At 70.0% G+C, this 24279-nt stretch carries 19 protein-coding genes and 3 pseudogenes; 10 read left to right on the top strand and 12 right to left on the bottom strand.

What is annotated here, in order from left to right; genetic code table 11:
* Window positions 1-230: 230 nt before the first annotated feature.
* The 4 genes and pseudogenes from AB5J55_RS00600 to AB5J55_RS00585 form a co-directional block, all read right to left on the bottom strand.
* Window positions 231-409, bottom strand: a pseudogene (locus AB5J55_RS00600) (ANTAR domain-containing protein); the annotation flags it as partial.
* 188 nt (window positions 410-597) lie between these two features.
* Complete coding sequence (locus AB5J55_RS00595; RefSeq protein WP_369268724.1) at window positions 598-1806, bottom strand: NAD(P)/FAD-dependent oxidoreductase; 1209 nt, start codon at window positions 1804-1806, stop codon at window positions 598-600.
* A gap of 171 nt (window positions 1807-1977) precedes the next feature.
* On the bottom strand, window positions 1978-2922 hold the full coding sequence (locus tag AB5J55_RS00590; protein WP_369268723.1) for an RNA polymerase sigma-70 factor: 945 nt from the start codon (window positions 2920-2922) through the stop codon (window positions 1978-1980).
* Window positions 2923-3056: 134 nt separating this feature from the next.
* A pseudogene (locus AB5J55_RS00585) lies at window positions 3057-3260 on the bottom strand (hypothetical protein); the annotation flags it as partial.
* Window positions 3261-4314: 1054 nt separating this feature from the next.
* On the opposite strand from AB5J55_RS00585, the gene AB5J55_RS00580 reads away from it, so the two are divergent.
* The 5 genes from AB5J55_RS00580 (at window position 4315) to AB5J55_RS00560 (ending at window position 9758) form a co-directional block, all read left to right on the top strand.
* The gene (locus AB5J55_RS00580; RefSeq protein ID WP_369268722.1) at window positions 4315-4887 is read left to right on the top strand and encodes a hypothetical protein; all 573 of its coding nucleotides are present in this window, start codon (window positions 4315-4317) and stop codon (window positions 4885-4887) included.
* 1267 nt (window positions 4888-6154) lie between these two features.
* Window positions 6155-7150: a branched-chain amino acid ABC transporter permease gene (locus tag AB5J55_RS00575; RefSeq protein ID WP_369268721.1), complete on the top strand. Its 996-nt coding sequence runs from the start codon at window positions 6155-6157 to the stop codon at window positions 7148-7150.
* Between the two features lie 10 nt (window positions 7151-7160).
* Window positions 7161-8153: a branched-chain amino acid ABC transporter permease gene (locus AB5J55_RS00570; protein ID WP_369268720.1), complete on the top strand. Its 993-nt coding sequence runs from the start codon at window positions 7161-7163 to the stop codon at window positions 8151-8153.
* Complete coding sequence (locus AB5J55_RS00565; RefSeq protein ID WP_369268719.1) at window positions 8143-9015, top strand: ABC transporter ATP-binding protein; 873 nt, start codon at window positions 8143-8145, stop codon at window positions 9013-9015. The genes AB5J55_RS00570 and AB5J55_RS00565 overlap by 11 nt, the downstream gene beginning before the upstream one ends.
* A gap of 2 nt (window positions 9016-9017) precedes the next feature.
* Complete coding sequence (locus tag AB5J55_RS00560; RefSeq protein WP_369268718.1) at window positions 9018-9758, top strand: ABC transporter ATP-binding protein; 741 nt, start codon at window positions 9018-9020, stop codon at window positions 9756-9758.
* Between the two features lie 22 nt (window positions 9759-9780).
* On the opposite strand, the gene AB5J55_RS00555 is transcribed toward AB5J55_RS00560, so the two are convergent.
* The 6 genes from AB5J55_RS00555 to AB5J55_RS00530 form a co-directional block, all read right to left on the bottom strand.
* The gene (locus AB5J55_RS00555; protein ID WP_369268717.1) at window positions 9781-11028 is read right to left on the bottom strand and encodes an ABC transporter substrate-binding protein; all 1248 of its coding nucleotides are present in this window, start codon (window positions 11026-11028) and stop codon (window positions 9781-9783) included.
* A gap of 739 nt (window positions 11029-11767) precedes the next feature.
* On the bottom strand, window positions 11768-13024 hold the full coding sequence (locus AB5J55_RS00550; protein WP_369268716.1) for an ABC transporter substrate-binding protein: 1257 nt from the start codon (window positions 13022-13024) through the stop codon (window positions 11768-11770).
* Window positions 13021-14127, bottom strand: coding sequence for a branched-chain amino acid ABC transporter permease (locus AB5J55_RS00545; RefSeq protein ID WP_369276039.1), 1107 nt, complete (start codon window positions 14125-14127; stop codon window positions 13021-13023). Before AB5J55_RS00545 ends, AB5J55_RS00550 begins: the two co-directional genes overlap by 4 nt.
* Before the next feature lie 151 nt (window positions 14128-14278).
* Window positions 14279-15169 carry a branched-chain amino acid ABC transporter permease gene (locus AB5J55_RS00540; RefSeq protein WP_369268715.1) on the bottom strand — a complete coding sequence of 297 codons (891 nt, stop codon included), beginning with the start codon at window positions 15167-15169 and terminating at the stop codon, window positions 14279-14281.
* Entirely contained in the window at window positions 15166-16152 is a 987-nt protein-coding gene (locus tag AB5J55_RS00535; RefSeq protein ID WP_369268714.1) for an ABC transporter ATP-binding protein, read from the bottom strand. The genes AB5J55_RS00540 and AB5J55_RS00535 overlap by 4 nt, the downstream gene beginning before the upstream one ends.
* On the bottom strand, window positions 16149-17042 hold the full coding sequence (locus AB5J55_RS00530) for an ABC transporter ATP-binding protein (RefSeq protein ID WP_369268713.1): 894 nt from the start codon (window positions 17040-17042) through the stop codon (window positions 16149-16151). Before AB5J55_RS00530 ends, AB5J55_RS00535 begins: the two co-directional genes overlap by 4 nt.
* 364 nt (window positions 17043-17406) lie before the next feature.
* Here AB5J55_RS00530 and AB5J55_RS00525 point away from each other — a divergent pair, with 364 nt between their 5' ends.
* The 3 genes from AB5J55_RS00525 to AB5J55_RS00515 all read left to right on the top strand — a co-directional run bounded on the left by AB5J55_RS00525 (window position 17407) and on the right by AB5J55_RS00515 (window position 21089).
* Window positions 17407-18801: a helix-turn-helix domain-containing protein gene (locus tag AB5J55_RS00525; protein ID WP_369268712.1), complete on the top strand. Its 1395-nt coding sequence runs from the start codon at window positions 17407-17409 to the stop codon at window positions 18799-18801.
* Between the two features lie 318 nt (window positions 18802-19119).
* A complete protein-coding gene (locus tag AB5J55_RS00520; protein ID WP_369268711.1) occupies window positions 19120-19455 on the top strand; it encodes a hypothetical protein in 336 nt (111 codons plus the stop codon).
* On the top strand, window positions 19455-21089 hold the full coding sequence (locus AB5J55_RS00515) for a cation acetate symporter (protein ID WP_369268710.1): 1635 nt from the start codon (window positions 19455-19457) through the stop codon (window positions 21087-21089). The genes AB5J55_RS00520 and AB5J55_RS00515 overlap by 1 nt, the downstream gene beginning before the upstream one ends.
* A gap of 320 nt (window positions 21090-21409) precedes the next feature.
* Here the strand turns inward: AB5J55_RS00515 and AB5J55_RS00510 are convergent.
* A pseudogene (locus tag AB5J55_RS00510) lies at window positions 21410-21516 on the bottom strand (peptidoglycan-binding protein); the annotation flags it as partial.
* 292 nt (window positions 21517-21808) lie between these two features.
* Here AB5J55_RS00510 and AB5J55_RS00505 point away from each other — a divergent pair.
* Window positions 21809-22030 carry a hypothetical protein gene (locus tag AB5J55_RS00505; protein WP_369268709.1) on the top strand — a complete coding sequence of 74 codons (222 nt, stop codon included), beginning with the start codon at window positions 21809-21811 and terminating at the stop codon, window positions 22028-22030.
* A gap of 105 nt (window positions 22031-22135) precedes the next feature.
* Here AB5J55_RS00505 and AB5J55_RS00500 read toward each other — a convergent pair whose 3' ends face one another.
* Entirely contained in the window at window positions 22136-23029 is an 894-nt protein-coding gene (locus AB5J55_RS00500; protein ID WP_369268708.1) for a helix-turn-helix transcriptional regulator, read from the bottom strand.
* Between the two features lie 210 nt (window positions 23030-23239).
* Between AB5J55_RS00500 and AB5J55_RS00495 the strand changes: the two genes are divergently transcribed.
* Window positions 23240-24256 (top strand): zinc-dependent alcohol dehydrogenase family protein, encoded by a 1017-nt coding sequence (locus AB5J55_RS00495; protein WP_369268707.1) that lies wholly within the window; start codon window positions 23240-23242, stop codon window positions 24254-24256.
* The last annotated feature ends 23 nt before the right edge of the window (window positions 24257-24279 follow it).

Genomic DNA, 24279 nt, shown 5'->3' with positions numbered 1-24279 from the left:
ACGTTGAGCAGCGCGGTATCTGGCATGTCAGCCAGCCTGTCCGCCGACTCCGCCACTGCGTCACCGCCCGTTCCGAACTGGGCGCTGTGCTGACTGCCTTCCGTGCCTCAGGGACCTCGGAGTGCCGGAGGTGTGGTCGTCCCAGGCGCAGAGCAGCAGCGCTCCCCTGGGACTAGCGGCTCAGGCTTGTCTGGTTCAGCCAACGTGCCGGGCGAGCCGGTTGCCTGGGGTCACGAGAGGCTGCCCCGCTCGCAGTTGAGGCGGGCGACCTCGCGAGGTTGCCGTTGTTCTCCTGGGAGTAGTGGCGCAGGACATCGAATGCCTGCTCTTCGGTGAGCTGGTGGCCGCCCATGAGGATGCCCATGGCCTCGCCGATGAGGTGGCGGCTGGCGATGGCCGTTGCCATCTGGCCGGGAAGGTGCGCACCGCTTACATGAGAGTGCGGAACCGCACCATGGCTTCGACACGAATGGAGAAGGGTCCGGGCCGGCCCGCGCCGCGAGGGCGTCTGGGGGCGACCCGGACCGAGCGTCCATCCGGTGCGTGGGAGCGTGGAGTTGGACCAGGTTCTGCCTCAGCTGCCGTGCTGTGCTGTCCTCAGCGCGTCGACATAGAGTGTGCGCGCGACATTGGCGGCTCCGGCGTCGGCTGTACCGTTCGGCGGCGGCGGACCGGCATGCCCGCGGTGGGGTGGGCGACGGTCCAGGCCGCGCCCTTGCAGATGATTTCCTTGTAGAGGGCGGCGAGGCGGCCGGTGAGTGCCTTGGGGACGGCGTGGTCGTCCGCGGTGACGAACTGGATCAGGCCCTCCTTGCGGCCGAGCGAGACACACTGCTGGAAGTAGCGGATCGGAACCTTCGGGAGCTTTTCGCCGGTCAGGCGGGCCGCGATTGCGTCGGCGGCCTGCCACGCGGTGGGGACGCCAGAGGCGCACGACATCCGCAGCGGCTTGTCGCCAGGGCCCGTCACGAGAGCCGCGTCGCCGACGGCGTACACCTCGGGGTGCGAGAGGGAGCGCATGGTTTCGTCGACCACGATCTGGCCCGTGCGGGAGACCTCCAGCGTGCTGGCCTCGGCGATCGGGTGGACGGCGAAGCCGGTGGCCCATACGGTGACCGCGGCCGGGACGGGCGTGCCGTCGGTCAGGACGCGGTCGGCCTCGACGGCGGTGACTGCGGTGTGCTCGTGCACGGTGATGCCGAGCCCGGCGAAGACCTTTCGCAGATGTCCGCGGCCCTTGTCGGAGAGCCAGTCGCCGAAGCCGCCGCGGGCCACGAGGGCGACGTCAAGGTCCGGGCGGGTCTCGGCGATCTCGGTCGCGGCCTCCAGGCCGGTGAGTCCGCCGCCGACGACCACCACGGGCTGTCCCGCGTCCAGCCGGGCCAGCCGCTCGCGTAGCCGGAGCGCTCCGGGGCGGCTGGAGATCTCGTGGGCGTGCTCGGCCGTGCCGGGGACGCTCTGGGGGTTCCAGCCGCTGCCGAGGGCGTAGACGAGGGTGTCGTACTCCAGTTCCTGCTCCCCGGCGCTGTGCGCTTCGACGACGGTGACGGCCCTGCGGTCGGCGTCGATACCGGTGACCTTGGCGAGTTTCACCTCGACGCCGGTGCCCGCGAACATCTCGGCGAAGGGGCGGGGCTTGAGCTCCTGGCCGACCGCGAGCTGGTGCATCCGGACGCGTTCGACGAAGTCGGGCTCGGCGTTGACGAGGGTGATGGCGACGTCTTCGCGGTGCAGCCGCTTGGCGAGGCGCCCGGCGGCGGTGGCCCCGGTGTAGCCGGCTCCGAGGACGATGATGCGGTGCTGCATTTCCTGCTCCTGTCTGCGCGGGTGCGACGCTCGTTCTTGCTCGGTCACGTCCCTTGAACCGGGCAGCCCGCGCTTTCCTGACAGGAGCAGGATGTGAAGCAGGTCACACCCTTGTTGAACGGTGTGACCCGGTTCGTGGAAGGGCATCGGACAGCCCTTGCGCGGCGTTCGTCAGAAGGCGTGGAACAGGGGCTGCCCGTGCTCGGTGGCGGCCCACACCTCGGTCGCGCGTTCCAGCTTGTCGGGGTTGACCTGGCTGCGGAACGCCACGATGCCGTCCGCGCCGAGCTCCAGGCAGATGATCCCGACGACCCGGCCGTCGACGACCGCCAGGATCGCGGGGCCGCCGTTGGCCGTCGAGATGTGGATCTCGGGTGAGCCGCCGACCATGGCCCGCTTGACCGGGGCCGGCTTGAACAGGCCCCGCATGAACTTCGCGACCGCGAGGGCGCCTTCGAACGCCTTGGCGCGGGCCGGGACCTTTCCGCCGCCGTCACCGACGGCGATTGCATCCGAGGTGAGCAGTTTGACCAGCGGCTCCGTCTTCCCGCTGGTGGCTGCCGCGAGGAATTCCTCGACGATCAGCCGGGCCGCCGCCTCGTCGATCTCCGTACGGGCCTTTCCCGCCGCCACGTGCTTCTTCGCGCGGTGGAAGATCTGCTGGCTGGCGGCCTCGCTGATGTCGAGGATGTCGGCGATCTCCCGGTGCGGGTAGTCGAAGGCCTCCTTCAGCACGTACACCGCCCGCTCGTTGGGGGTGAGGCGCTCCAGCAGGGTGAGGACCGCGTACGAGACGGATTCACGCTGTTCGGCAGTGTCGGCCGGGCCGAGCATCGGGTCGCCGGCGAGCAGCGGCTCGGGCAGCCACTGGCCCACGTAGGTCTCCCGGCGTGCGCGGGCCGAGGTGAGCTGGTTGAGGCACAGGTTGGTGAGCACCTTCGTCAGCCAGGCCTTGGGCACCTCGATCCGGTCGACGTCGGCCGCCTGCCACCGTAGGAACGTCTCCTGCACGGCGTCCTCCGCCTCGCTCGCCGAGCCGAGGAGGCGGTAGGCGATCGCCTCCAGGCGGGGCCTCGTCGCCTGGAACCGGTCCACGTCGTGCGTTGTCAGCGCCATGCATCGGATCCTAGACGAGTGTCTCCGAATGCCCGCGAGGTCTACCGGTTCGGCAGTGTCTCGGAGCTGGTGGGAAAGCGTCCCGCAGTCCAGGTCGATCCGACGAGCATCCCGTTCGGGTCGCCGACCTCTCAGGTGGTGAAGGCGCCGTCCAGGGCCCAGTCCTCCGAGCCCTGGTGCTGGGTGAACTCCCGTACGAGGTCCCGCTGTACCGTGCCGGGCAGCCCGAGGAAGAACAAGGCCTTCTGCAAGCCGGCCGGGCGCACGCCCCGGTAGTCGGCGCCGGTAAGCAGGACGGCCAGGGCACGGGTCCGGCCGTCGCAGGTGGCGGCGGGCCCGATGTCCGCCCGCACCGGGATACCCGCCTCGCTGACCGACGCCGCCCGCGACCTCGACGACTCGACGCACGCCTGTCCCGTACGTCCGTCGAGGTCCAATCGGTGACCGGGCTGAAGGTGTGGGCCTTTCCCTGGCGCAGCGGACGAATGCTGCGATCTGGACTCTTCGGTCCTCCGGTAGTGCGGCCATACGCTGTGCCTCTTCGGTGTTTCGCGCTGCATCGCCGGCAGCGGCGAGGACCAGGCGCTGCTTGGGCCTGGCGTCAGCCGCCCGCCTCCGGTCTCCGTCACGCCGCTCGTGTAGTGCCGACTCCCGCGCGGCCTGCGCTACCGGGGCGCGAGTTCTTCGAGTAACTCGCCGAAGCATGCGCGCGAGATGCCGGAGCGGGCCCCAGAGGCGTTGGCGCCCCGTTGCGTTTCCCGCGCCGGGGGCACGTGTCGTGCGGTGGGCTGTTCCTGGGCCAGGGCTGGGCTCGGGTTTCGGCAGCGCGGATTGTCGGGCCTGGGCCGGATGGCACCCCGCTCCAGTGCTGTCCGCGGGTTTTTGACTTGTCGTCGGCTATCTGGGGTGTCATGGTCCTGGTCTCTGGCTGCTCCCCTTGCGTGGCTGCGGAGGCTGCGACTGGACGGCGCTCGTCCGACCTTCTTGCGGGGGTGTCGGCAAGTCTGTCCGTGGCGGCTGTGTGTGCCCGCTACAGTTCCTGCTGTGAGGCGCTGATCAGGGCATATCCAGATGTCCGGGGGTGGCGTCTTAGTCGTCGTGCGGTGCGTTGTCAATGCCCGACACGCGCGCAGAAGTGTGACGGGGTGTCAGTGGGGTCCCCCGTATGGCTCAGTGTCGTGGCCAAGTCGCTTCTGCTGTCACTTTTTGATGGTCCGTCACATGTGCGGTTCCGGGTTCTTGAACGCCCGATCGGCCCCGTTCTGGTGTCTGCCACAGATTTCTGAAGTGGCGACAGAATTCGGCGTGAGTAGGTTCTTTCGTAGGCGGCCGGGTCGGCTGGCATCCCTGAGAGATGGAGAAAGCAATATGCCTGCGAGAGGGAGAAGCGGAATGCGTACGCGTACCGTGGTCGGGATCGCATTGTCGGTGGGTATCACCGTCGTCGCTGCAACCACCGTGAACTATGCCTCGGCTTCGAATTCCGTTCCGGAGTCCGCCGCGTCGGTGCAGGAGGCCGCTGCCTCCTTGCCGCAGGGAGGGGACATGGGCGGGGACGGGCAGACTGGTGGGGACGGGCGGACGGGCGGGGACGGGCGGACGGGCGGGGACGGGCAGATTGGCGGGGACGGGCGGTCGGGCGGGGACGGGCGGTCGGATCACGGCGACTGGAGGGATGACGACGATCGCGAACGGGTCTACGTCAACGAGCGGACGTATTCGGTCAAGGGGGGTGAGTGCATCGCTGTAATCAGTAGTCCGGCGACCAGCTTCAACGTCCGGAACGAAACTGACAAGAGGATCGAATTCTTCACCGGAATTACCTGCGACAACGGTGCCGCAATTGCGACCATCGGGCGCGGAGACTCCAGCAGCGCAATCCCCGGAACGGTCGTCTTCGACGGCAGCGTGGTGCCGTTCGCGCTCGTCGGCAGCTTCCGGGCAGTCGACAGGAAGCACCACTGACCCCCACACCGGCCCAGGGGCAGCGCCAACCCGGCCCGTGTGCCATGTGGACCCCGGCCCGCTTTAGGGCCGGGCCCTGCCCGTCGAGCCGTGGGACGACAGCAGACGCGATCCCTGCCCCTCACCCCTGGCTGTCTGCTCACGGCCCGAGACGGGACTGCCGGCCTTCTGCCCCGGGGGCTATACGGGCCGGTGGGTGCGGCGCCAATATCGGAAACCGTCCTGAATCACGGACGGCCAAGACGCCCGCGGCGGCGAATGCGCAGCCGCGTCCACGCAGGGGACCTTTACGCCAGGGTGCACGCGAAGCGCTGATCCGTTCCCCGGGACACCACCGACTCGATCCAGAACAGTAGAAGTCACCCACGATGAGGCCCGGACCGCTCGGTCCGGGCCTCATCGCGCGCATGGTTCGCACCCGACGCGCAGGCGGTCGGGCCCTGATGGCGAACGTGACTGGCGTCCATGGCGCATCGCCGGTCGCACGGCTGGTGACTCAGAAGCTCACGGCGGAGCCTGTCCGCCTACCCTGTGCGCTGAGCCGGGGGAGTGCCTGGTTTGCCCCTGCGTATCGGCATATCGGCATAGGGCACGCGCCACGGCCAGGGGCCGGTCTCGAACAGTGGTGGCATGCAGCTTGCGGCAGTGGAATCACACCGGCGGCCGGTGCGGCTGACGGGCCGTCGGCGCGGCATGTCACGGGCACCGCAAAGCCCCCGCAGTGATCGGGTGGTCGCGATCTTCAGGGTCCAGGGATGCTCGCCGGATGTGGCGTGAACGGATCCTTCAAGTGAGGGCGGGGCGGACGCGGAGCTTGCTGAGCCGGCGACCAGCGAAGCATTGGCCGAGGCCGAACGTGTGCTGGGGCAGCCGCTTCCCGTGAATCCTGCGTTCCTGCTCCGCGAGTGCAACGGAGTGCGCGGGCACGACCGCACCGACGTGGTGTGGAATGCCGAGCGGATCGCTGAGGAGAACGTGTCCTTGCGTGCCTCTGCGTGCCTCTGCGGACCTCGCCACGCTGGTCACGTCGGCGTGCTGTTCGTCGGTGTGCTGGCGGACGGCGGTGAGCATGACGTGGGGATCGCCGACCTCGGTAGGGATGGTCTCGGTGCCGGTCAGGCGGATCGGAGCGCCGGCGAGCGCCGGCCACCGGCCGGCCTCCGCGGCGATCAGCGGGCCGAAGCGGAGGGAGCGCGGCCCATGTCACCGCCCCGACCTGCGCTTACACTGAGCCCATAAGGGACGTTCGTGACGTACCGGAACCATCGTGCGCTGTCAGCGGATGCTCGTACCGGCCCTCGCCCTGGTCCTCGTAATGGTGCCCGCGATCTCCGCGTGGGCACAGGGTGAGGAAGTCCCGCGCGGCCCCACGTTCGCCGCGCGCGCTCTGCAGGCGCTGATCGACGGTATCCAGTTCGGAGTGATCATCGCGATCACATCGGTCGGGCTCTCGCTGATCTTCGGCACCATCCACCTGATCAACTTCGCGCACGGTGAGTTCGTCACGATCGGCGCCACCCTCGCGTTCTTCCTCAACGCCTCCGCGGCCGGGCCGGGCTGGCACCTGATTCCCGCCGCCCTCGCCGCGGTGGTCTTCGGCGCCCTGCTGGGCGGAGCGGTCGATCGCGGAATCTGGCGCCCGCTGCGGGCACGGGGCACCGGGCTGATCAACATGTTCATCGTCACCATCGGGCTCTCGCTACTGCTGCGCCACGTCGTACTCGTGCTGTACGGAACCCGCCCCGGCTCCTACGCGCAGTACGACATCCAGAGCACGATCGACCTGGGCCCGGCCGGAATCACCCCACGGGACCTCACGGTCACCCTGCTCGCCGTGCTGGTGCTGCTCGGCATAGCCGCGCTCCTGCAGAAGACGCGGATCGGCACGGCCGTCCGGGCCGTCTCCGCCAACCGTGACCTCGCGGAGGCGTCGGGCATCGACGTGCAGCGGGTTGTGCTGTTCGTGTGGATGCTCGCCGGCGGACTGGCCGCACTCGGTGGCGTCTTCTTCGGCCTGGTGGAGATCGTCACCTGGGACATGGGCTTCAAACTCCTGCTGCTCATGTTCGCGGGGATCATCCTGGGCGGCCTCGGCTCCGCCTACGGTGCGATGGTCGGCAGCCTCGTCATCGGCATTGTCGCCCAGATGTCCACCCTGTGGTTCCCGGTCGACCTGCAGTACGCCTGGGCGCTGCTCGTCCTCATCCTCGTTCTCCTCGTCCGGCCGCAGGGCATCCTCGGCCGGGCCGAACGCGTCGGGTGAGGAGCGCGCCATGGACTTCTCGGCCATCGTGTCAGACGCCCTCCGCTCCGGAATCGGCCCCATCGCCGCCGTCTACGCCCTCGCCGCGATGGGGCTGAACCTGCACTTCGGTTACACGGGGCTGCTGAACTTCGGCCAGGTCGGATTCATGCTGGTCGGCGGTTACGGACTCGCCATCACGGTGTCGACGTACGGCGGCCCGATGTGGCTCGGCGTCCTGGGCGGAATCGCGTGCGCGATCGTGCTGGCCCTGCTCCTCGGCCTGCCCACCCTGCGGCTGCGGGCCGATTACCTCGCGATCACCACGATCGCGGCGGGCGAGGCGCTACGGCTGTTCTACCGATCCAGCTGGGCCGAGCCGGTCACCGGCGGGGTGTTCGGGCTGCAGAGATTCGCGAACGACTTCTACGAACTCAGCCCCATCGAGCCAGGCACCTACGGCGTGTGGCTCGTGAGGTTCAGCTCCCGCGATCTCTGGGTGATGATCGTCGGATGGGCGCTGGTGCTCGTGGTCGGAGGTCTGCTGGCCCTGCTGATCCACAGCCCCTGGGGCCGTGTCATCCGGTCGATCCGTGATGACGAGGTCGCCGCGCGCAGCCTCGGCAAGAATGTCTACGCGTACAAGATGCAGAGCCTCGTGCTCGGTGGCGTCATCGGAGCGGCCGCGGGCATGATGCAGGCGATTCAGGTGCAGTCCGTGAACCCGGACAACTACGATCCGGGCGTCACGTTCTTCCTGTACACGCTGCTCGTGCTGGGAGGCGCCGGGCGCATCCTCGGGCCGGTCGTCGGCTCGATCCTGTTCTGGTTCGTCCTCAGCTTCCTCGACAGCGCGCTGCGCCAGGCCATCGACGCCGAGTACATCTCGCCGGACCTCATCAGCACCTCGGAGGTCGGCGCGGTGCGCTTCGCCCTGGTCGGGGTGGCCCTGATCCTGCTGGTCACGTTCCGGCCACAGGGCATCCTCGGCAGCCGGAAGGAGATGTTGCTCAGTGGCCGCTGACCCTGTCGTGTCCCAACGGGGCCGACTCGTCGCGATCGATCCCGAGCCGGGGGTGCGCAAGCCCGATCCCCTGCTGGTCCTGGACCAGGTGACCCGCACCTTCGGCGGCCTCGTCGCCGTGCGGGTCGAGCACCTGGAGGTGCAGCGCGGGGCCATCACGGCGCTGATCGGGCCCAACGGCGCCGGCAAGACGACGTTGTTCAACGTGGTGAGCGGCTTCGACCGGGCCGACGGCGGCCGTTGGTCGTTCGACGGACAGCCGCTCACCGGTGCCCCGGCGCACCGGGTGGCACGGCGCGGAATGGTCCGTACGTTCCAGCTCTCCAGGGCGGTCGCCCGGCTCACGGTGCTGGAGAACCTGCTGCTCGCCGCCCCCGGACAACGCGGCGAGCGGGTGTTGCCGGCGCTGCTGCGACCGCTGTGGCGCGGGCAGGAGCGGGAGTTCGAGCGCCGGGCCGACGAACTGCTGGACCGGTTCCGGCTCGGGCCCCTGCGCGACGACCATGCCGGCACGCTCTCCGGCGGCCAGCGCAAACTGCTGGAACTGGCCCGCGCGCTGATGACCCGGCCGGTCATGCTCCTGCTCGACGAGCCGATGGCCGGGGTGAACCCCGCGCTGACCCAGTCGCTGCTCGGACACATCACGCAGCTGCGCGAAGAGGGGCTGACAGTGTGCTTCGTCGAGCACGACATGGACGTGGTCATGGGCATCAGCGACTGGGTGGCCGTCATGGCCGACGGCCGCCTCGTGGCCGAGGGCCCACCGCACACGATCGGCCGGAACTCCGCCGTCGTGGACGCCTATTTGGGCAAGCGGCACGACGAGCCGGAGGCGACCGACGAGAAGGGCAAGGAGGGGTAGCGATGTCCGCCGAGGAGCAGGCGCCGGTGCTGGCGGCCGACGGCATCGTCGCCGGTTACGTCCCCGGTGTCGATGTGCTGCGTGGATGCAGCGTCGAGGTGCGACCGGGCGAGGTGGTCGGCGTGATCGGCCCCAACGGCGCCGGCAAGTCGACGCTGGTCAAGGCAGTCTTCGGGTTGCTGCGGGTGCGTGGCGGGACCGTGCGGCTGCGCGGCGAGGATGTGACCGGCCGGCCCGCGCACGAACTGGTCCGGCGGGGCGTGGGCTATGTACCGCAGTTGCAGAACGTGTTCCCCACGCTGACCGTCGAGGAGAACTTGCGGATGGGCATGTATCTGCGGCCCAAAGACCACGCGCGGCGCGTCGCGGCCGTCGAGGAGCTCTTCCCCGTTCTGGCCGACCGCCGCAAGCAGAAGGCCGGCGCGATGTCCGGCGGCGAACGCCAGATGCTCGCGATGGCCCGCGCCCTGATGATGGAGCCGCAACTGCTGCTGCTCGACGAGCCGTCGGCCGGCCTGTCACCGCTCCATCAGGACCACGTCTTCGACCGGTGCAGAATGATCAACAGCGCGGGCGTGGCCGTGCTCATGGTCGAGCAGAACGCCCGCAGATGCCTGCAGTTCTGCGACCGCGGCTACGTCCTCGACCAGGGCCGCAACGCGTACACGGGCACGGGTGCGGCCCTGCTGCACGACGAGAAGGTGATCGAGCTCTACCTCGGCACGCTCGCCCGTGTCCGTTGACTCCCGCTGTCAGTCCTCCCGGTCACTCCTCGGCCTTGCTGGTCTCGGTGCGCAGGGTCTGCAACTTTCCCTCGTCGTCGTAGCCGTACACCTCGATTGACGCCTGGCCGGGTTCGCCCTGGTCGGTGAAGTCGAGCGGCCCGCTCACACCGTTGTAGTCGATGTCCCTGCCGTCGGCGAGCAGCTCCTTGCAGGCGGCGAACGAGTTGCACTTCTCGCCGTCCTTGGTGATCCCGTTCATCTCCTTCACGTACTCGCCCGGGTCGTCGGACTCCGCCTTCTCGGCGGCGAGCGCGATCGTGGTCACGCAGTCGAAGACCTGCGGTGCGAACTGCAGCTCCTTCAGATCCGGCGCGAATTCCTTGAGTTCCTTCACATACTGCTCGTTCGACGCCGATGCCGGTGCGGTCCCCTTCATCCCGGAGAGCTTCTCGGGCTGGCCCGGGGCGACCAGCGAGGGCAGTTCCTCGCTCCGCAGTCCGTCGGCGCCGTAGACGCCGATCCGGTCGGGCCCGAGTCCGGACTCGATCATGCCCTGCAGGATCTGGGCGCCTTCCTCGAACGCGATCACCACGGCGGCGTCCGGCCTGGAGTTCTCCATCTGCTGAACGACCTGGTCGAAGTTGGTCGCCTTCGGGTCGTAGGTCTCGGCGAGGGTCACCGTCGCTCCGCGGTCCTCCAGCGTCTTCCGGGTGGCCTCCATCAGGCCGCGACCGTAGTCGTCCGCCCGCGCGACCAGGGCCACCCGATTGTGGCCGTCATCGCGGACGACATCCGCCAGGATGGGCCCCTGCAGTGCGTCGCTCGGGACGGTACGGAAGTAGAAGCCGTCGTCCTCGTAGTCGGTGAAGGTGGGAGCGGTGTTCGACCCCGAGCACTGCACGACGCCTGCTCCGGTCACCCGGTCGATGAACGCCAGCGACATTCCGGAAGCCGCGGCGCCGACGATCGCGTCCACGCCTGCCGCGAGGACCCGGTCCGCCGACTGCGCGGCAACGGCCTCCTGGCCCGCCTCGTCACTGGAGACCACGGTCGGCACGGACTTGCCCAGGACCCCGCCGGCGTCATTGATCTTCTGTATCGCGAACTTCAACGACTCGATCTGGGGTGGGCCGAGGTAGGCCAGCTGTCCCGTCTCCGGCAGGACGTAGCCGAACTGGAGCTCGCCGTCACCCGGCTCGGCCTGGGCAGTGCCCGTCGCACCGCAGACGGCTATCACAAGGGCAGCCGCGCTTGCGAAGATCGCGGACCGCCGTATCGACGCTTTCATCTCCGCCTCCGCTCGTCACAGGCGGCGGTGGTCGACTGGCCGGCCGTCCGCCCGCCATCTGTACATGAGACTAGAACGCAATTGGAGTCGGGAACAGTGCAAACGTACACTTTTGCGATTAGTCGCGCTTTTCGCCCCGGGCGGTCAGTGCCGACGCCGGGTGGCGGCGCCCCGGATCGACTTCATCGACGCGAGCCGAGATGGCATCGCTCCCTGGAGACGAGGTGGACAGTGCGCAGCATGACGGAGGCCTGGACAGGCTGTTGAAACACCGTGTTGCTTGGCGTCCTCGCCGACCGACGCCACCCCCTGACGAGCATGCCGAAGACCGCCCGGCCACCCGGGCGGTCTTCACGCGGTCGGTCCGCCGTTGCGGTCAGACGTCGGCGCCCTGCGGGTGGCCGTCGTCCCGGACGATGTGGAGCCGAGGCCTCGCCGCGCCCTTGCGCTGCGCCAGGCCACGGAATCGCGGTTGCGTACTGCTCCCGAGCAGTCGGCATGCCCTGGGGATGAGCGGCTCGTCGGACGGGCGGACTACGTCGGAACCCTCCGGCGCTCTCCGGGCAGAGCCTTCTCGTCCTTGCCTTTCTCTCGGTGCGGCACTGGCAACGCCGCCCGGCCCGCGGGCTTGCCCGGCAGCCGCCTCCGCGTGCAGCCGGGCCAGCGCCCTCTCCGCGCCCACGAGTTCCTCCTGCTCAGCCCGGACAGTTCCGTGGCCGTGCCCTTGGGTCGGGCCGGTTCAGGCCTTGGGCAGGGTGTAGGTCCGCGCCGCGGGCACCTCGTGGGCCGGTTCGACGTTCGCGAGGCCGCCGGTGGCCGTCTTCGCCGGCTTGTGGATGAAGCTCTGGTACGTCGCCGGCTTGGTGCGGTCCGAGAAGTTCAGCGGCACGCCGAGCACGGTGAGCCGGGACTGCTTGCGGTGGGCAGCGGCTATGCCCTCGCGCGTCAGGTCCTTCGCCTTGCAGGCCGCCTTGAGGTCCTCGCCGAGGACGCTGATCGCGTTCCAGCCGCTGACCACACCCGGGTCGAGCGGGTCATTCGGGTACTTCGCCTTGTAGTCCTTGGCGAGCTTTTGCATCGCGGGGTTGTCGGCGCTGAACGCCGGGGCGGGGCTCACCACCTGGAGCATCTTCTCCAGGGCGGGTCCGACCGGGGTCGCCAGCAGCTGCGGGGCGAAGCCCGGCGAGCTGGTGAGAACCGGGACGGCGAAGCCCGCGGCGGCGGCGGTGCCGACCAGGGCGGCCGTCTGACGCGGACCGGCGCTGATCAGGATCGCCTTGACGCGGGCCTGCTTGAGCGCGGTGACCTGGGCGGTCAGGTCCTGGTCGGTGGGCTTGATCTTCTGCCCGACGACGGTCAGCTTCGCCTTCTTCGCCGCGTGGGTGGCACCGGCGAGCGCGTTCTCGCCGTACTCACCCTCGAAGTAGACGTGGCCGATCTTGTCGCCCGCTTTCAACTTGGCCGTACGGACGACGTGGTCGACGCCGTTGATCATGTCGATGTCGTAGGTGGAGCCGACCACCTGGACGTATTCGCGGCCCAGCAGGGTGGAGGCCCAGGCCATCGGGAACGTGAGCAGGTGCTTGGACTCGAGCTCCTGCGACAGCGAGGAGACCACCGGGGAGCCGACCATCTGGGACACGGCGGCTACGTTCGGCTCGGTCTCGGTGAACGCGGACACCGCCTTCTGGACGTCGTAGCCGTGGTCCTTGACGGTGATCCTGACGGTCCGGCCGCAGATGCCGCCGGAGGCGTTGAGCTGGTCGGCGTACAGCTGCTGGGCGTTGACGATGCTCTTGCCGAGCGAGGCGTACGGGCCGGTGAGGTCGGTCAGCGCGCCCAGGGTGATGGTCTTCTCCGTCACTCCCGGGCCGGTCTTGACGCCGTCGCTGCCGGCGCCGTTCGCGTCGGTACCGCTCTTGGTGCTGCAGGCCGTGGCGCTCAGGGCGAGTGCGGTGATGACGGCTGCTGCCGGGGCAAGTCGGGTGCTTCTCACTGGGTGTGCTCCTTCGGGGCGGTGCGGGTGCGCAGAGGGAAACGCAGGGTGCGGGGGGAGCCGTCGCCCTTGCGGCGCGGCCGTCTGTGAGCCAGTCCGGCCAGGCCGCCGGGGGCGAAGATCAGAACGAGGACGATCGCGGTGCCGTAGAGGTAGCGGGCCGCGTCGCCCGGGGACACGCCGGATCCCGTGGTGCCGGGAGCGGTGAGCAGGGGCAGGTCGTCGGCGTACTTGGTGAGCAGGTGGGGGATCAGGGCGACGAAGACCGCGCCGCAGGCCGCGCCGCCCACCGAGCCGAGGCCGCCGATGACGATCATCGCGAGGTAGTCGATGGACAGCAGCAGGCCGAAGTGGTCGGGAACGACGCGCTTGAACACCAGGGCCATCAGGGCGCCCGCGGCGCCCGCGTACATCGAGGAGACGATGAAAGCGGAGGCGCGGTAGCGGGTGAGATGGACTCCCATCACGGCGGCGGCGACCTCGCTGTCGCGTACGGCGCCGAGGGCGCGGCCGGGACGTCCGCGCAGGATGTTCCGGGCGGCGAGCCAGGCCACGGCCACCAGGGCCAGGCCGACGTACCACAGACGCTCCAGTCCGCCGAAGGGGACGCCGAGGACGGCGAGCCCGTCGGGGGAGGTGTCGGTGAAGGAGAAGCCGAGGATGTCCAGCGGTGGTACGGAACGGCCGTTGAAGCCGCCGGTCACGTGCGGGGCGTTGAGCATCATGTGATGGCCGAGGAAGACCAGGGCGAGGGTCGCGATGCCCAGGTACATGCCGCGCAGCCGGCCGGAGATGGGGCTGAACAGGCCGCCCGCCGCGCCGGCGAGCACGATCGCAAGCACGAAGGCGAGGACCGGCGGGAGCCCGAGGCCGTACAGGCTGCTGGAACCGGTGCCGGACGGCTCGGCCGCCAGCCACACATAGCCGTACGCGCCGACGGCGAGAAAGAAGGCGTGGCCGAGGGAGAGCTGTCCCGTCGTTCCGGAGAGCAGGTTCAGCCCGATGGCGCCGATGACGGCGGCCATCGCGAACAGGCCCGTCTGGAGCCAGAACGAGGTGACGTAGAAGGGGAGGGCGAGCAGGACCAGTACGCCGGCGGTCACAGTGGCCGCGAGCCGCCCGCGGGGGGCGAGCCTGTCGGACCACCGGGCCTGGACGGACGGGGAATCGGCGGGCGTGGGGGCGGGAGCCACCACGGTGTCGACGGTGCCAGTGGTGTCAGTGGCGTCAGAGGAGCCAGTGGTGTCGCGGGTGTCAGACACGGGTCAGCTCCTTCGATCCGAAGAGGCCGGTGGGGCGGACCAGGAGCACGAGCACCATCACGAGGTAGGGGGCCACATCGGAGAAGCCGGCGCCGAGGACGCTCAGTTCGTTCTGGTAGCCGGCGGCCATGGCCGCGGTCAGGCCGATCACCAGACTTCCGATGAGTGCGCCGACGGCCGAGTCCATGCCGCCGAGGATCGCCGCGGGGAAGGCGCTCAGGGCGATCTGACTGGTCGTACGGTCGAGTCCGGGCGCGGGGAACGCGGCGAGGAACACGGCGGCGAGCGCGGCCAGCGCCCCGGCGACGCACCAGGCGATGAGCCGTACGCGGTCCAGCCGTATCCCCATCAGGGCCGCGGCTTCCGGGTCGGCGGCGGCGGACCGCATGGACAGGCCCCAGCGGGACCAGCGGAAGGCGGCGAAGAACGAGCCGATGACGATGACCGCGACGACGATGCTCGCGATCCGCGCGTCGGCGACGGTGACGCTGCCGAGCCGGGTCACTTCGGCTCCCCACGGGTCGCCCATGGTGAGGTAGTCGGCGCCGACCTGCCGGTTGAGTTCGGTGCTGAGCAGGACGTCCACGCCGATGGTGAGGATGGTCAGCGTGTGGATATCCGTACCGCGCAGGCCGCGGGTGGCCAGCAGCTGGACGAGTCCGGCGAGAGCCGCGGCGAGCGCGGCGCCGACGAGGACGGCGGGGACGAAGCCGATGGTGTCGTGGAGGCGGGCCGTGACGTAGCCGCCGAAGAGCAGCAGGGAGCCGTGTGCGAAGTTCATGACGCCGGACGCCTTGAAGATCACGACGAACCCCAGGGCTATCAGCGCGTAGACGGAGCCGAGCGCCAGGCCATTGAGGACGGTTTCGGTGAGCTTGATCATGATGCTTCCTCCGAGTCGCGCTCGGTGTCCGGGGCGGTGTGCGAGGCAGTGGCCTCGGCGGTGTCCGTGCCGGTGCCGGTGCCCGTGCCCGCGTCCGTATCCGCGGCAGTTTCCGGTTGCGGCTCGGCTTCCGATTCCTGCTCGGTGTCCTGGACCGGGGTGCCGAGATACGCGCTGATGACCGCCGGGTGGTTCTGGATCTGCTCGGGCGGCCCGTTGGCGATGAGGCGGCCGAAGTCGAGCACGGTCACCGCGTCGGCGATCCGCATGATCAACCCCATGTCGTGCTCGACGATGAGGATCGAGATGTTCAGGGCGTCACGCACCCGGGCGATCGTCTCGGCCATCGCCGAGCGCTCGGTGGGATGCATGCCGGCGACCGGCTCGTCGAGCAGCAGCAGTCTGGGCTCCATGCAGAGCGCACGCGCCATCTCCACCCGCTTGCGGTCGCCGTACGCGAGCCCGCCGACCGGCTTGTCGAACGCCGGGCCGAGGCCCAGGAAGTCGGCGATCTCGGCCGCGCGCTCCCGGTGGCGACGCTGCTCGCGCACCGTCTGGGGCAGCCGCAGCGCGCTCGCCGTGAAGCCTGCCCGGGTCAGCCGGTGCCGGCCGAGCATGAGGTTGTCGGCGACGGTCCCGTGGGTGAGCACGATGTTCTGGAAGGTGCGGGCCACGCCGAGCCGAGCGATGCGGTGCGGTGCGAGGCGGGTGAGGTCCTTGTCCGCGTACCGGACGGCTCCGGCGGTGGCGCGGTAGACGCCCGAGATGACGTTGAAGCAGGTCGACTTGCCGGCGCCGTTGGGGCCGATGAGTGCGTGGATCGTGCCGGGCGCGACCGTGAAGGACAGGTCGTCGAGGGCGACCAGGCCGGAGAAACGCACGGTCAGGTTCTCGACCGCGAGGGCCGGGACCGGGTCAGGTCCGCTGTCCGGTCGGGGGGCCGTGACGGCCTCGGAGGTCGTGGGCGTGGTGCCTGTGCTCATCCGTTCCACCTGCCAAGCTCGGTCAGTCCCGGTCCCGTCACGGACGGAGCGCTCGCGGCCGTCGCGCACGAGGCGTCGCCGCCCGCGTCGGGCGCGCCGCAGCCGGTCTCGTACGTCTCGCCCAGGTACAGCCGTCGCACCTCGTCCGCCGCGGCGAGGTCGGCCGACGCCCCCTCCAGACGCACCTGGCCGACGTCCAGCACCGACGCGCGGTCGGACAGTTCGAGGGCCATCGCGGCGTTCTGCTCGACGAGGAGGATCGAGGTCCCCCGGGCGTTGATCTCACGGATGATCTCCGCGATGCGCTGGACCATCAGCGGTGCGAGCCCCAGCGAGGGCTCGTCGAGGAGCAGCAGCCGCGGCGCCGCCATCAGCGCGCGGCCCATCGCGAGCATCTGCTGCTCACCGCCGGACATCAGCCCGGCGGCCTGGCGCCGCCGCTCGGCCAGCACCGGGAACTGCGCAAATACGCGCTCGCGGGCCGCCCGAAGCTCGGCGCGGGAGCGGGACGCCGAGCCGAGGAACCCGGCCCGGAGGTTGTCTTCCACCGAAAGGGCGCCGAAGATCCGTCGGCCCTCGGGCACCTGCACCACGCCGGCGGCCACGGACCGCGCGGCGTCGCCGCTCAGTCGTGCGCCGTCGAAGTGCACCGTGCCGCGCTCGACCGTGCCGCGGTGCAGGGCGAGGGTCCCGGAGACCGCACGGAGCAGCGTGGACTTTCCCGCTCCGTTGGAGCCGAGTACGGCCACGATCCGACCCTGCGGAACGGTCAGCGACACCCCGTGGAGCGCCTGCACGGACCGTCCATAGCTGACGTGCAGATCGCTGACCCGAAGGGTCCCGGCCTCGGTCTCAGCCTCGCTCTCGACCTCGGTCTCTGGTGGGCTCATCTGGGCGTTCTCCTTGCTCATCGTCGAGCGGGCGGGTGCCGGCGCCGGGCTGGAGCGTTACGAGAACACGGCGGTGGCAGGGCGTCCATGGACTGGGAGCGAGCCGCTGTGAGTTCCCAGCCGGGGCGTGGTCCGCTTGTGAAGGGGCACAATCCGTACCTCCTGCCGTGCGTGGCTCGTCACGATTTGACGGCCGTTTCGCCCCAGGGGGTGACCGACTGCTTAGCATGTGGATTCCTTGAAGTGCGCTCCATCGGCACAGGCCCATCGCCGACCGGTGGAGCCACCCACCTGCGCCCCGCGCAGCGCAAGACATGGCGACCCGCCGTGGTGTTCTCGCACGCCCCGTCTGTCTGGAGGGTCCATGCACACCAGTTCCGCTAGTGGCGCGGTCCGCCCCCGCGTCACCACCGCCACCGCCGGTCCGCGGCCTGGGGCCGCCACCGTCGGTCCGCCACCCCCCGGCGCCACTGCCGTCGGTCCGCCACCCCCCGGCACCACTGCCGTCGGCTCGCCGCTGCCCCTGCCGGAGCCCGCCGACGAGCCCTCGCCGCACCAGCTCTTCGACCATGCCTGTCGGCGCCTGCTCGGGCGCGGCCAGGCATTCAGCGACATCGTGGTGGACCAGATCCGCAGCGAGGTGCCGTACTACGCGGACCCGGTGCTCGCACCCCCCGACCTGCCGCAGTCCGCGTACAAGGGCGTACGCATCACCCTGGAGGCCGCTCTCGACCCTGGCCGGATGGCGGACGTCGAGCGCTACACCCGTGAGCTCGGCATCCGCCGGGCCGAAGAGAGCCGCCCCCTCGACGAGGTGCTGCACGCCTTCCGGGTGGCCGGCTCGGAGGTCTGGAACGGGATCATCGGCGCAGTGGAGCGGGACGGCCTCGGCGATCAGCGTCACCTCGTGCATGTGGCCGAGCTGGTCTGGAAGAGCAACGACCGCGACTGCGTCCTGCTGGCCGACGCCTACCGCCAGGTCGCCAAGGGTGTGGCCAGCCGCCACAACGAGCGCGTACGCCTGATCCTCGCCGCCGTACTGGAGAGCCGCAACGACCCTGCGTTCATCCGAGACGCGGCATCGATCCTCAACCTGCCGCCCGACGGACGCTTCGCGGTCGCGGAGATACGGGCCACGCCGCCCGTCGGCCGCACGCCCGACGCCGTCCCGGAGATCCGGGGCATGCGCGTCCTGCGCCACACCGGGGGTCGGCGCGATGTGCTCGTCGCCCATCTCGGCGACCGCGCCCTCGACGCGCTTGTCTCCGCCCTCGACGCCGGTCCCGGCATGCGCATCGGCGTCAGCCCGGTCGTGCACGGTCTGGAGAACCTGCCCCGGGCGCGGGACATGGCCGGACTCGCCCTGCGCACCTGCCGGGGAGACGGCGAGGTCGCCCGGCTGGACGCCCGTCTGCCCGACGGCCTGCTCGTCTCACGGCCAGACCTGTCCGCCGGACTCGCACTTCGGGTGCTCCGACCGCTGTACGAACTGGAGCCCGCCGACCGCGAAACGCTGATCGACACGCTCGGGGTGTGGATCGAGAAGGGCGGCTCGGCGGTCCAGGCTGCCCGGCACATGCTGTGCCACCGCAACACGGTGCTGAACCGGCTGCGCCGTTTCGAGCAGATCACAGGGCTCGAACTGTCCCGACCCCGCGACCTCGTACGGCTCACGCTCGCGTTCGACGCACTCCAATTGCTCGGGCCTGCGACCGTCCTCGGCTGCGCGGACACCTGGGATCGCGACGTCGACGGCTGAGGCCGCAGACAGCGACGTGGGCCCGCTGCGAACACGCGATGCGTGCCAGGCAGGGCCCGCCGCACATACCCCTCGGCTCCGCCGACGGCCGCACCGCCGTGGCCGGTTCCCTTCCCGGGGGTGGCTGAATGGGCATCAGCACAGTCACCGCCCTCCGCCGTTGGGAGCGGACAACGGCGCGCGCGAAGCGCATGGACTGACTGGTCGGTACGTGCTCTCGTGAGCCCTCATCAGGGGCACTGCCGTCAGGGGCAATGCCCGCGCAAGGCATCGCCCGAGCCAGGCGATGCGCGCTTGCCTGCCCGCCAGGAGAGCTCCATGGCCCATCAGCACGTCCATCCGCACACCCCCCAGCCGCATCAAAGACCCTGGCCCCACCCGCCCGGCAGATCCTTCGCGCTCGTCAACGGACTGACCTTCGCGGTCCACCTCCTGCTCGCCTGCACCGCCGAGGACCTGCTGGCCACGCGAGTCGCCGGACAGATCACCCTCGGCGTCGTCGCACTCCTCGCCCAGGGTTCGCTCCTGCTGTGGACGGCGGCGCGCTACGACCGCACCCCCTACGGCGACGCCCACGACGGGGCCCCCTACGGCGAGGCCCACGACGGCGCGCCCTACGGCGAGGCCGCGTACGAGCCGCACGGGGAGCGCTGATGCTTCCTCAGATGCTGCTCGCCGCAGGGACACCCGGCTCCCTCGACCTGGATGCGGACACCCGCTCCTGGGTCCTCGTCGGCTTCATGACGTTCATCGTCCCGATGCTGCTCGTCTGTGTGCTCAACGGCCCCGAGCGCGACCGGGTCAACGACTTCTACACCGCGGGCCGCAGGCTGCGCCCCGTGCAGGGCGCCATCGTCCTCTCCGGCGTCTATCTCTCGGCCGCGACCGTGCTCGGTACGACGGGAAGTGTCGCGGTCTTCGGCTTCGACGGACTGTTCGTCGCCCTGTGCACCGTGCTGTCGCTCGGCGTCCTGCTCCTGCTGTCCGGTCCGCTGCGCGAGCGCGGCAGCTACACCCTCGGCGACACCTTCGCCCTGCGCGCCCCAGGGCCCGGCGTGCGGATCGCGGCCGCCGTCGTCACGCTGAGCGCCTGTATCCCGTATCTGATCGTCCAGCTCTCCGGCGCGGGCCGGACCACCGCCATGCTGCTCGGCCTATCCGGGCCGGGTGCGGAACAGACCGTCATCGTCATGATCGGCACGCTCGTCGTCTGCGCCACGGCCTTCGGCGGGATGCGAGGCATGATCGCGCTCCAGATGATCAAGACAGTTTTCCTGCTTGCCATGGCGCTCGCCGTGGCCGCGGTGCTGCTCCACCGCTTCCACTGGAGTGCCGACTCCCTCATCGACGCCGCCGCTCAGGGCAGCGGCCGACCCGAGGGCTATCTGCGTCCGGGCCTGCGCTTCGCCGCCGGCGGCCCGGTCGAGAGCACGCTCGACTTCATCGGCCTGATGATCACCGTGGTGCTGGGAGTGGCGTGCCTGCCCCATGTCGCCACCCAGCTCAACACCGCGCCCGACCCGGCCGCCGCCCGACGTACGGTCCGCCACACCATCGGCATCGTCGGCGCCGTCTGCCTCGTCACCACGGTGATGGGCTTCGGTGCCGCGGCGATGATCGGTGCCCCGAAGATTCTCGCCGCCGACCCCGGAGCCACCAGCAGCCTGCTGATGCTCACCGGCGATCTGGCAGGAGGATCGTCGGCGAAGACGGGCGAGGCATGGCTCGTCGTGCTGGTCGCCTGCGCGGTGTTCCTCACGACGCTGGCGGTCGTCGCGAGCGTGACCCTGGCGGCGGCGGGCGCGGTCGCCCACGATCTCGTCACCAACGTCGTGCGCCGCGGGCGCACCACCGAGGGCCGGGAGGTGGCCGCGGCCCGTATCGCGTCCGCTCTGGTCGGGGTGCTGAGCATCTGCTGTGCGGTGTGGGTCCAGGGCTGGAACATGGGCTTCCTGTCCACGCTCTCCCTGGCCGTGGCGGCCTCCTGCCTGCTCCCGGCGCTGGTGTACGCGTTGTTCTGGAGGGGCTTCACCCGCCGAGGGCTGCTGTGGACGCTGTACGGCGGCCTGGGCTCCGCGATCGGACTCCAGGTGTGCAGCCCTGTCTTCTCGGGCAACCCGATGGCGCTGGTGCCCGAGTGGCACATCGACTGGTTCCCGCTCCAGACAGTCGCCCTGGTGTCGCTGCCCGTCGCGTTCCTGCTCGGCTGGCTCGGCAGCGTGACGGGACAGCGTCATACGGCCCCGATGGCGGAGGCGCCGGTCAAGTCTGACGCACTGACGTATTGACGCACTGACGTATTGACGCAGGAAAAGCGGCGGTTGGCGGAGCGCCCTCACCCGCTCCACCGGCCGCCGCCCCACGACGTCGAGCCGCCCCGCGCCGACCACGACTCAGCCGGCCTCGACCGCGTCGACACGCCGGTCCACTCGCGCAGTCTGGAGAGCAGCCCACTTCGGTATCGCCCCCAGGGCGCGCTTCGGCATGCCGGTGGTCGCCGGCCGTCCGGCGCAGCTGCGCCAGTTCGAGGAGGGCGGCGTATTTCCTGCATTGGCTGCTTGCTGGCAAAGAGCCTCAGCCCGGCGTGAGGCTCGATCTCATCCGGTGAGGCGACCGGGGCGTCCCAGGCGTTGCGGTCGAGGTGATGGTGTGGCCGCCGCGGGGCTCCTTGCTGTTGACCATGTACTGGGGGGCGCGGCTGTGGTTCGTGTAGAGCTTGGGGTTTGCCCAGTTGGGTCAGTGGCCCTGCCAGTACACCCATCAACCGGGCCTGCCTCATCGCGCCCTTCGGGAACGGACCACCGGGAAGGCCGGCTGGCGCGTTGACTTCCTGGTGCGGAAGCGGGCGTGGCGGCCAGGGCGGCTGCTCTGTGCTCGGGCTCACCGTACGCCGGGCTTCCTCACGGGTCCCGGCTTGTAAGCGACTCCCCGGAAGAGAAGGCAGCACCCGCGGCGGCGGCCCAGGGTCCGCGCCACGGCTGTGGCCCCGGGCGGGGTGCCGACGCTGATGGGGTTCGCCAACGGCCCGTACGCCCCCGATGGTCTCCGTGCGGGCTACATGACGCAGGTCTGGTTGTCCGAGGGCAGAGAGCTGGCGAGTCGAGGGTTCGGCGGGTTCTTCTTCCACCGCGAACCGGAGGTCGACGTCCATCCCGCGGTGGGCGACAGCCGCGCGCAGGACACCCTGCTCGACGCCTACGCGCAGCGCACCGAGGCCACCCTGCGATAGGCCCGGTGCCCTGCGGACCCGAAATGCGCCACGCCGGCCGACGAGGTAGCGGAGGAGCTCTGCACCGCTAGCGCCGACCCCTGTTGGGTTCGGCGCTGTCGGCGTTCAGCTGGTCGCAGATCGTTCCGTGTCCGGGTCGGTTTCCCGGGTGGCGGCCCAGGTCGAGAGGAGGCGCAGTCCTTCTTCGGAGGGTGAGCCGGGCTCGGCCGTGTAGATGGTGAGGGTGAGGCCGGGAACGGCGGCCATCTCCAGGCCCTCGAAGGCCAGGGAGAGGTCGCCGACGGCGTGGTGGTGGAAGTGCTTGGTGCCGGTGCCGTGGTGGCGGACGTTGTGCGCACCCCACCGGGTGCGGAAGGCGTCGCTGCGGGTGCACAGCTCCCCGACGAGATCGTGCAGGTCCTTGTCGTGCGGGTTGCGGCCGGCTTCCGCACGCACAATGGCGACGGTGATGTCGGCGAAGGCGTCCCAGTCCGGGTAGAAGCGGCGGGAGGCGGGGTCGAGGAAGGTGAAGCGGGCCAGGTTCTGCTGGTTGTCGGGTGAGGCGTAGACGTCGGTGTAGAAGGCGCGGAAGAGCTGGTTGGCGGCGAGGATGTCCATCCGGCCGTTGCGGACGAACGCCGGTCCGGCGGTGATCGCGTCCAGGGTCCATTGCAGGCTGCGGTGCGGTGTCCACTGCCGGGTGGCGGCACGGCGGCGGGGGCGCGCGAGGGCTTCGGAGCCGTCGGCGGCCTGGGCCAGGTTCAGCAGGTGGGCGCGTTCGGCGTCATCGAGCTGCAAGGCGCGGGCGAGAGCTTCGAGGACGGCGGGGGAGACTCCGGCGAGGTTGCCGCGCTCCAGCTTGGAGTAGTACTCGACGCTCATGTCGGCGAGGGCCGCGACCTCGCTGCGGCGCAGGCCCGGCACACGGCGCCGGGATCCGGACGGCAGCCCGGCCTGGTCGGGGGCGATCTTCGCGCGCCGCGAGGTGAGGAACTCGCGGACCTCCTCACGGTTGTCCATGCCATCGACGGTACGTCCCGAACGAGGTCATAGGGATGTACTGCCAGTACACCCTTTGTCAGTGACTCGCTACGCGTGTGCAGAAGCGCTTACCTGGACGCGGTGCTTCTCCTCCCTGCCACCTGGGCGGGGCCCCGCACCCGGCTCGGGCGGTCCGCCGCCTGTGCTTGGGGTCTGCACCCTGTACCCGGTAACGCAAAGGAACCTCTCATGCGCGGCGCAGTGATTCACGCTCCCGGCGACATCCGCTTCGAGACTCTGGAAGACCCGAAGATCGAGAACCCGACCGACGCGATCATTCGCACGGCGGTGACGTGCGTGTGCGGCTCGGACCTGTGGCCGTACCGCGGTGCGGAACCGACCGATCACGCCCATCCGATGGGCCACGAGTACGTCGGCTTCGTAGAGGAGGTCGGGCCTGAGGTCACCGCGGTCAAGCCCGGCCAGTTCGTCGTCGGCTCCTTCGCCACCTCGGACAACGTCTGCGCGAACTGCCGCAACGGGTTCCAGTCGAGCTGTCTGAACCGCGAGTTCATGTCCACCTGCCAGGCCGACTACGTCCGCATCCCAAACGCCCAGGGCACGCTGGTCGCCACTGATGCGATTCCAGACGAACGGTTCTGGCCCGGCCTGCTCGCGGTCTCGGACGTGATGGGAACCGGTTGGTGGGCTGCGGAGGCCGCCGAGGTCAAGCCCGGCTCGACCGCTGTGGTCGTCGGCGACGGCGCGGTCGGCCTGTGCGCGGTGATCGCGGCGAAGGAGATGGGCGCGGAGCGCATCATCGCCATGTCCCGCCACGCCTCCCGGCAGAAGCTGGCCCGCGAGTTCGGCGCGACAGACATCGTCGCCGAACGCGGCGAGGCGGGTGTGGCCCGGATCAAGGAGATGACCGGCGGAATCGGCGCGGACAGCGTCCTGGAGTGCGTCGGCACTGCCCAGTCCATGCAGCAGGCCCTGCACTCCACCCGCCCCGGCGGCAACGTCGGCTTCGTCGGCGTCCCCCACGAGGTCGCCGTCGATGGGCAGGAGCTGTTCTTCTCCCATGTCGGCCTGCGTGGCGGCCCCGCGCCCGTGCGCCGCTATCTGCCCGACCTGATCAACCGAGTCCTGACCGGCACCATCGACCCCGGCAAGGTCTTCGACCTCACCCTGCCTCTCGACCAGGTCGCCGAGGGCTACAAGGCCATGGACGAACGCCGCGCCATCAAGACTCTCCTCACCCCCTGAGCCTCCTACCGCACAGAGAGCGA

This window comes from Streptomyces sp. R11 (assembly GCF_041051905.1).
Taxonomy (GTDB): domain Bacteria; phylum Actinomycetota; class Actinomycetes; order Streptomycetales; family Streptomycetaceae; genus Streptomyces.
This window is presented reverse-complemented; position numbering and strand designations above follow the sequence as displayed.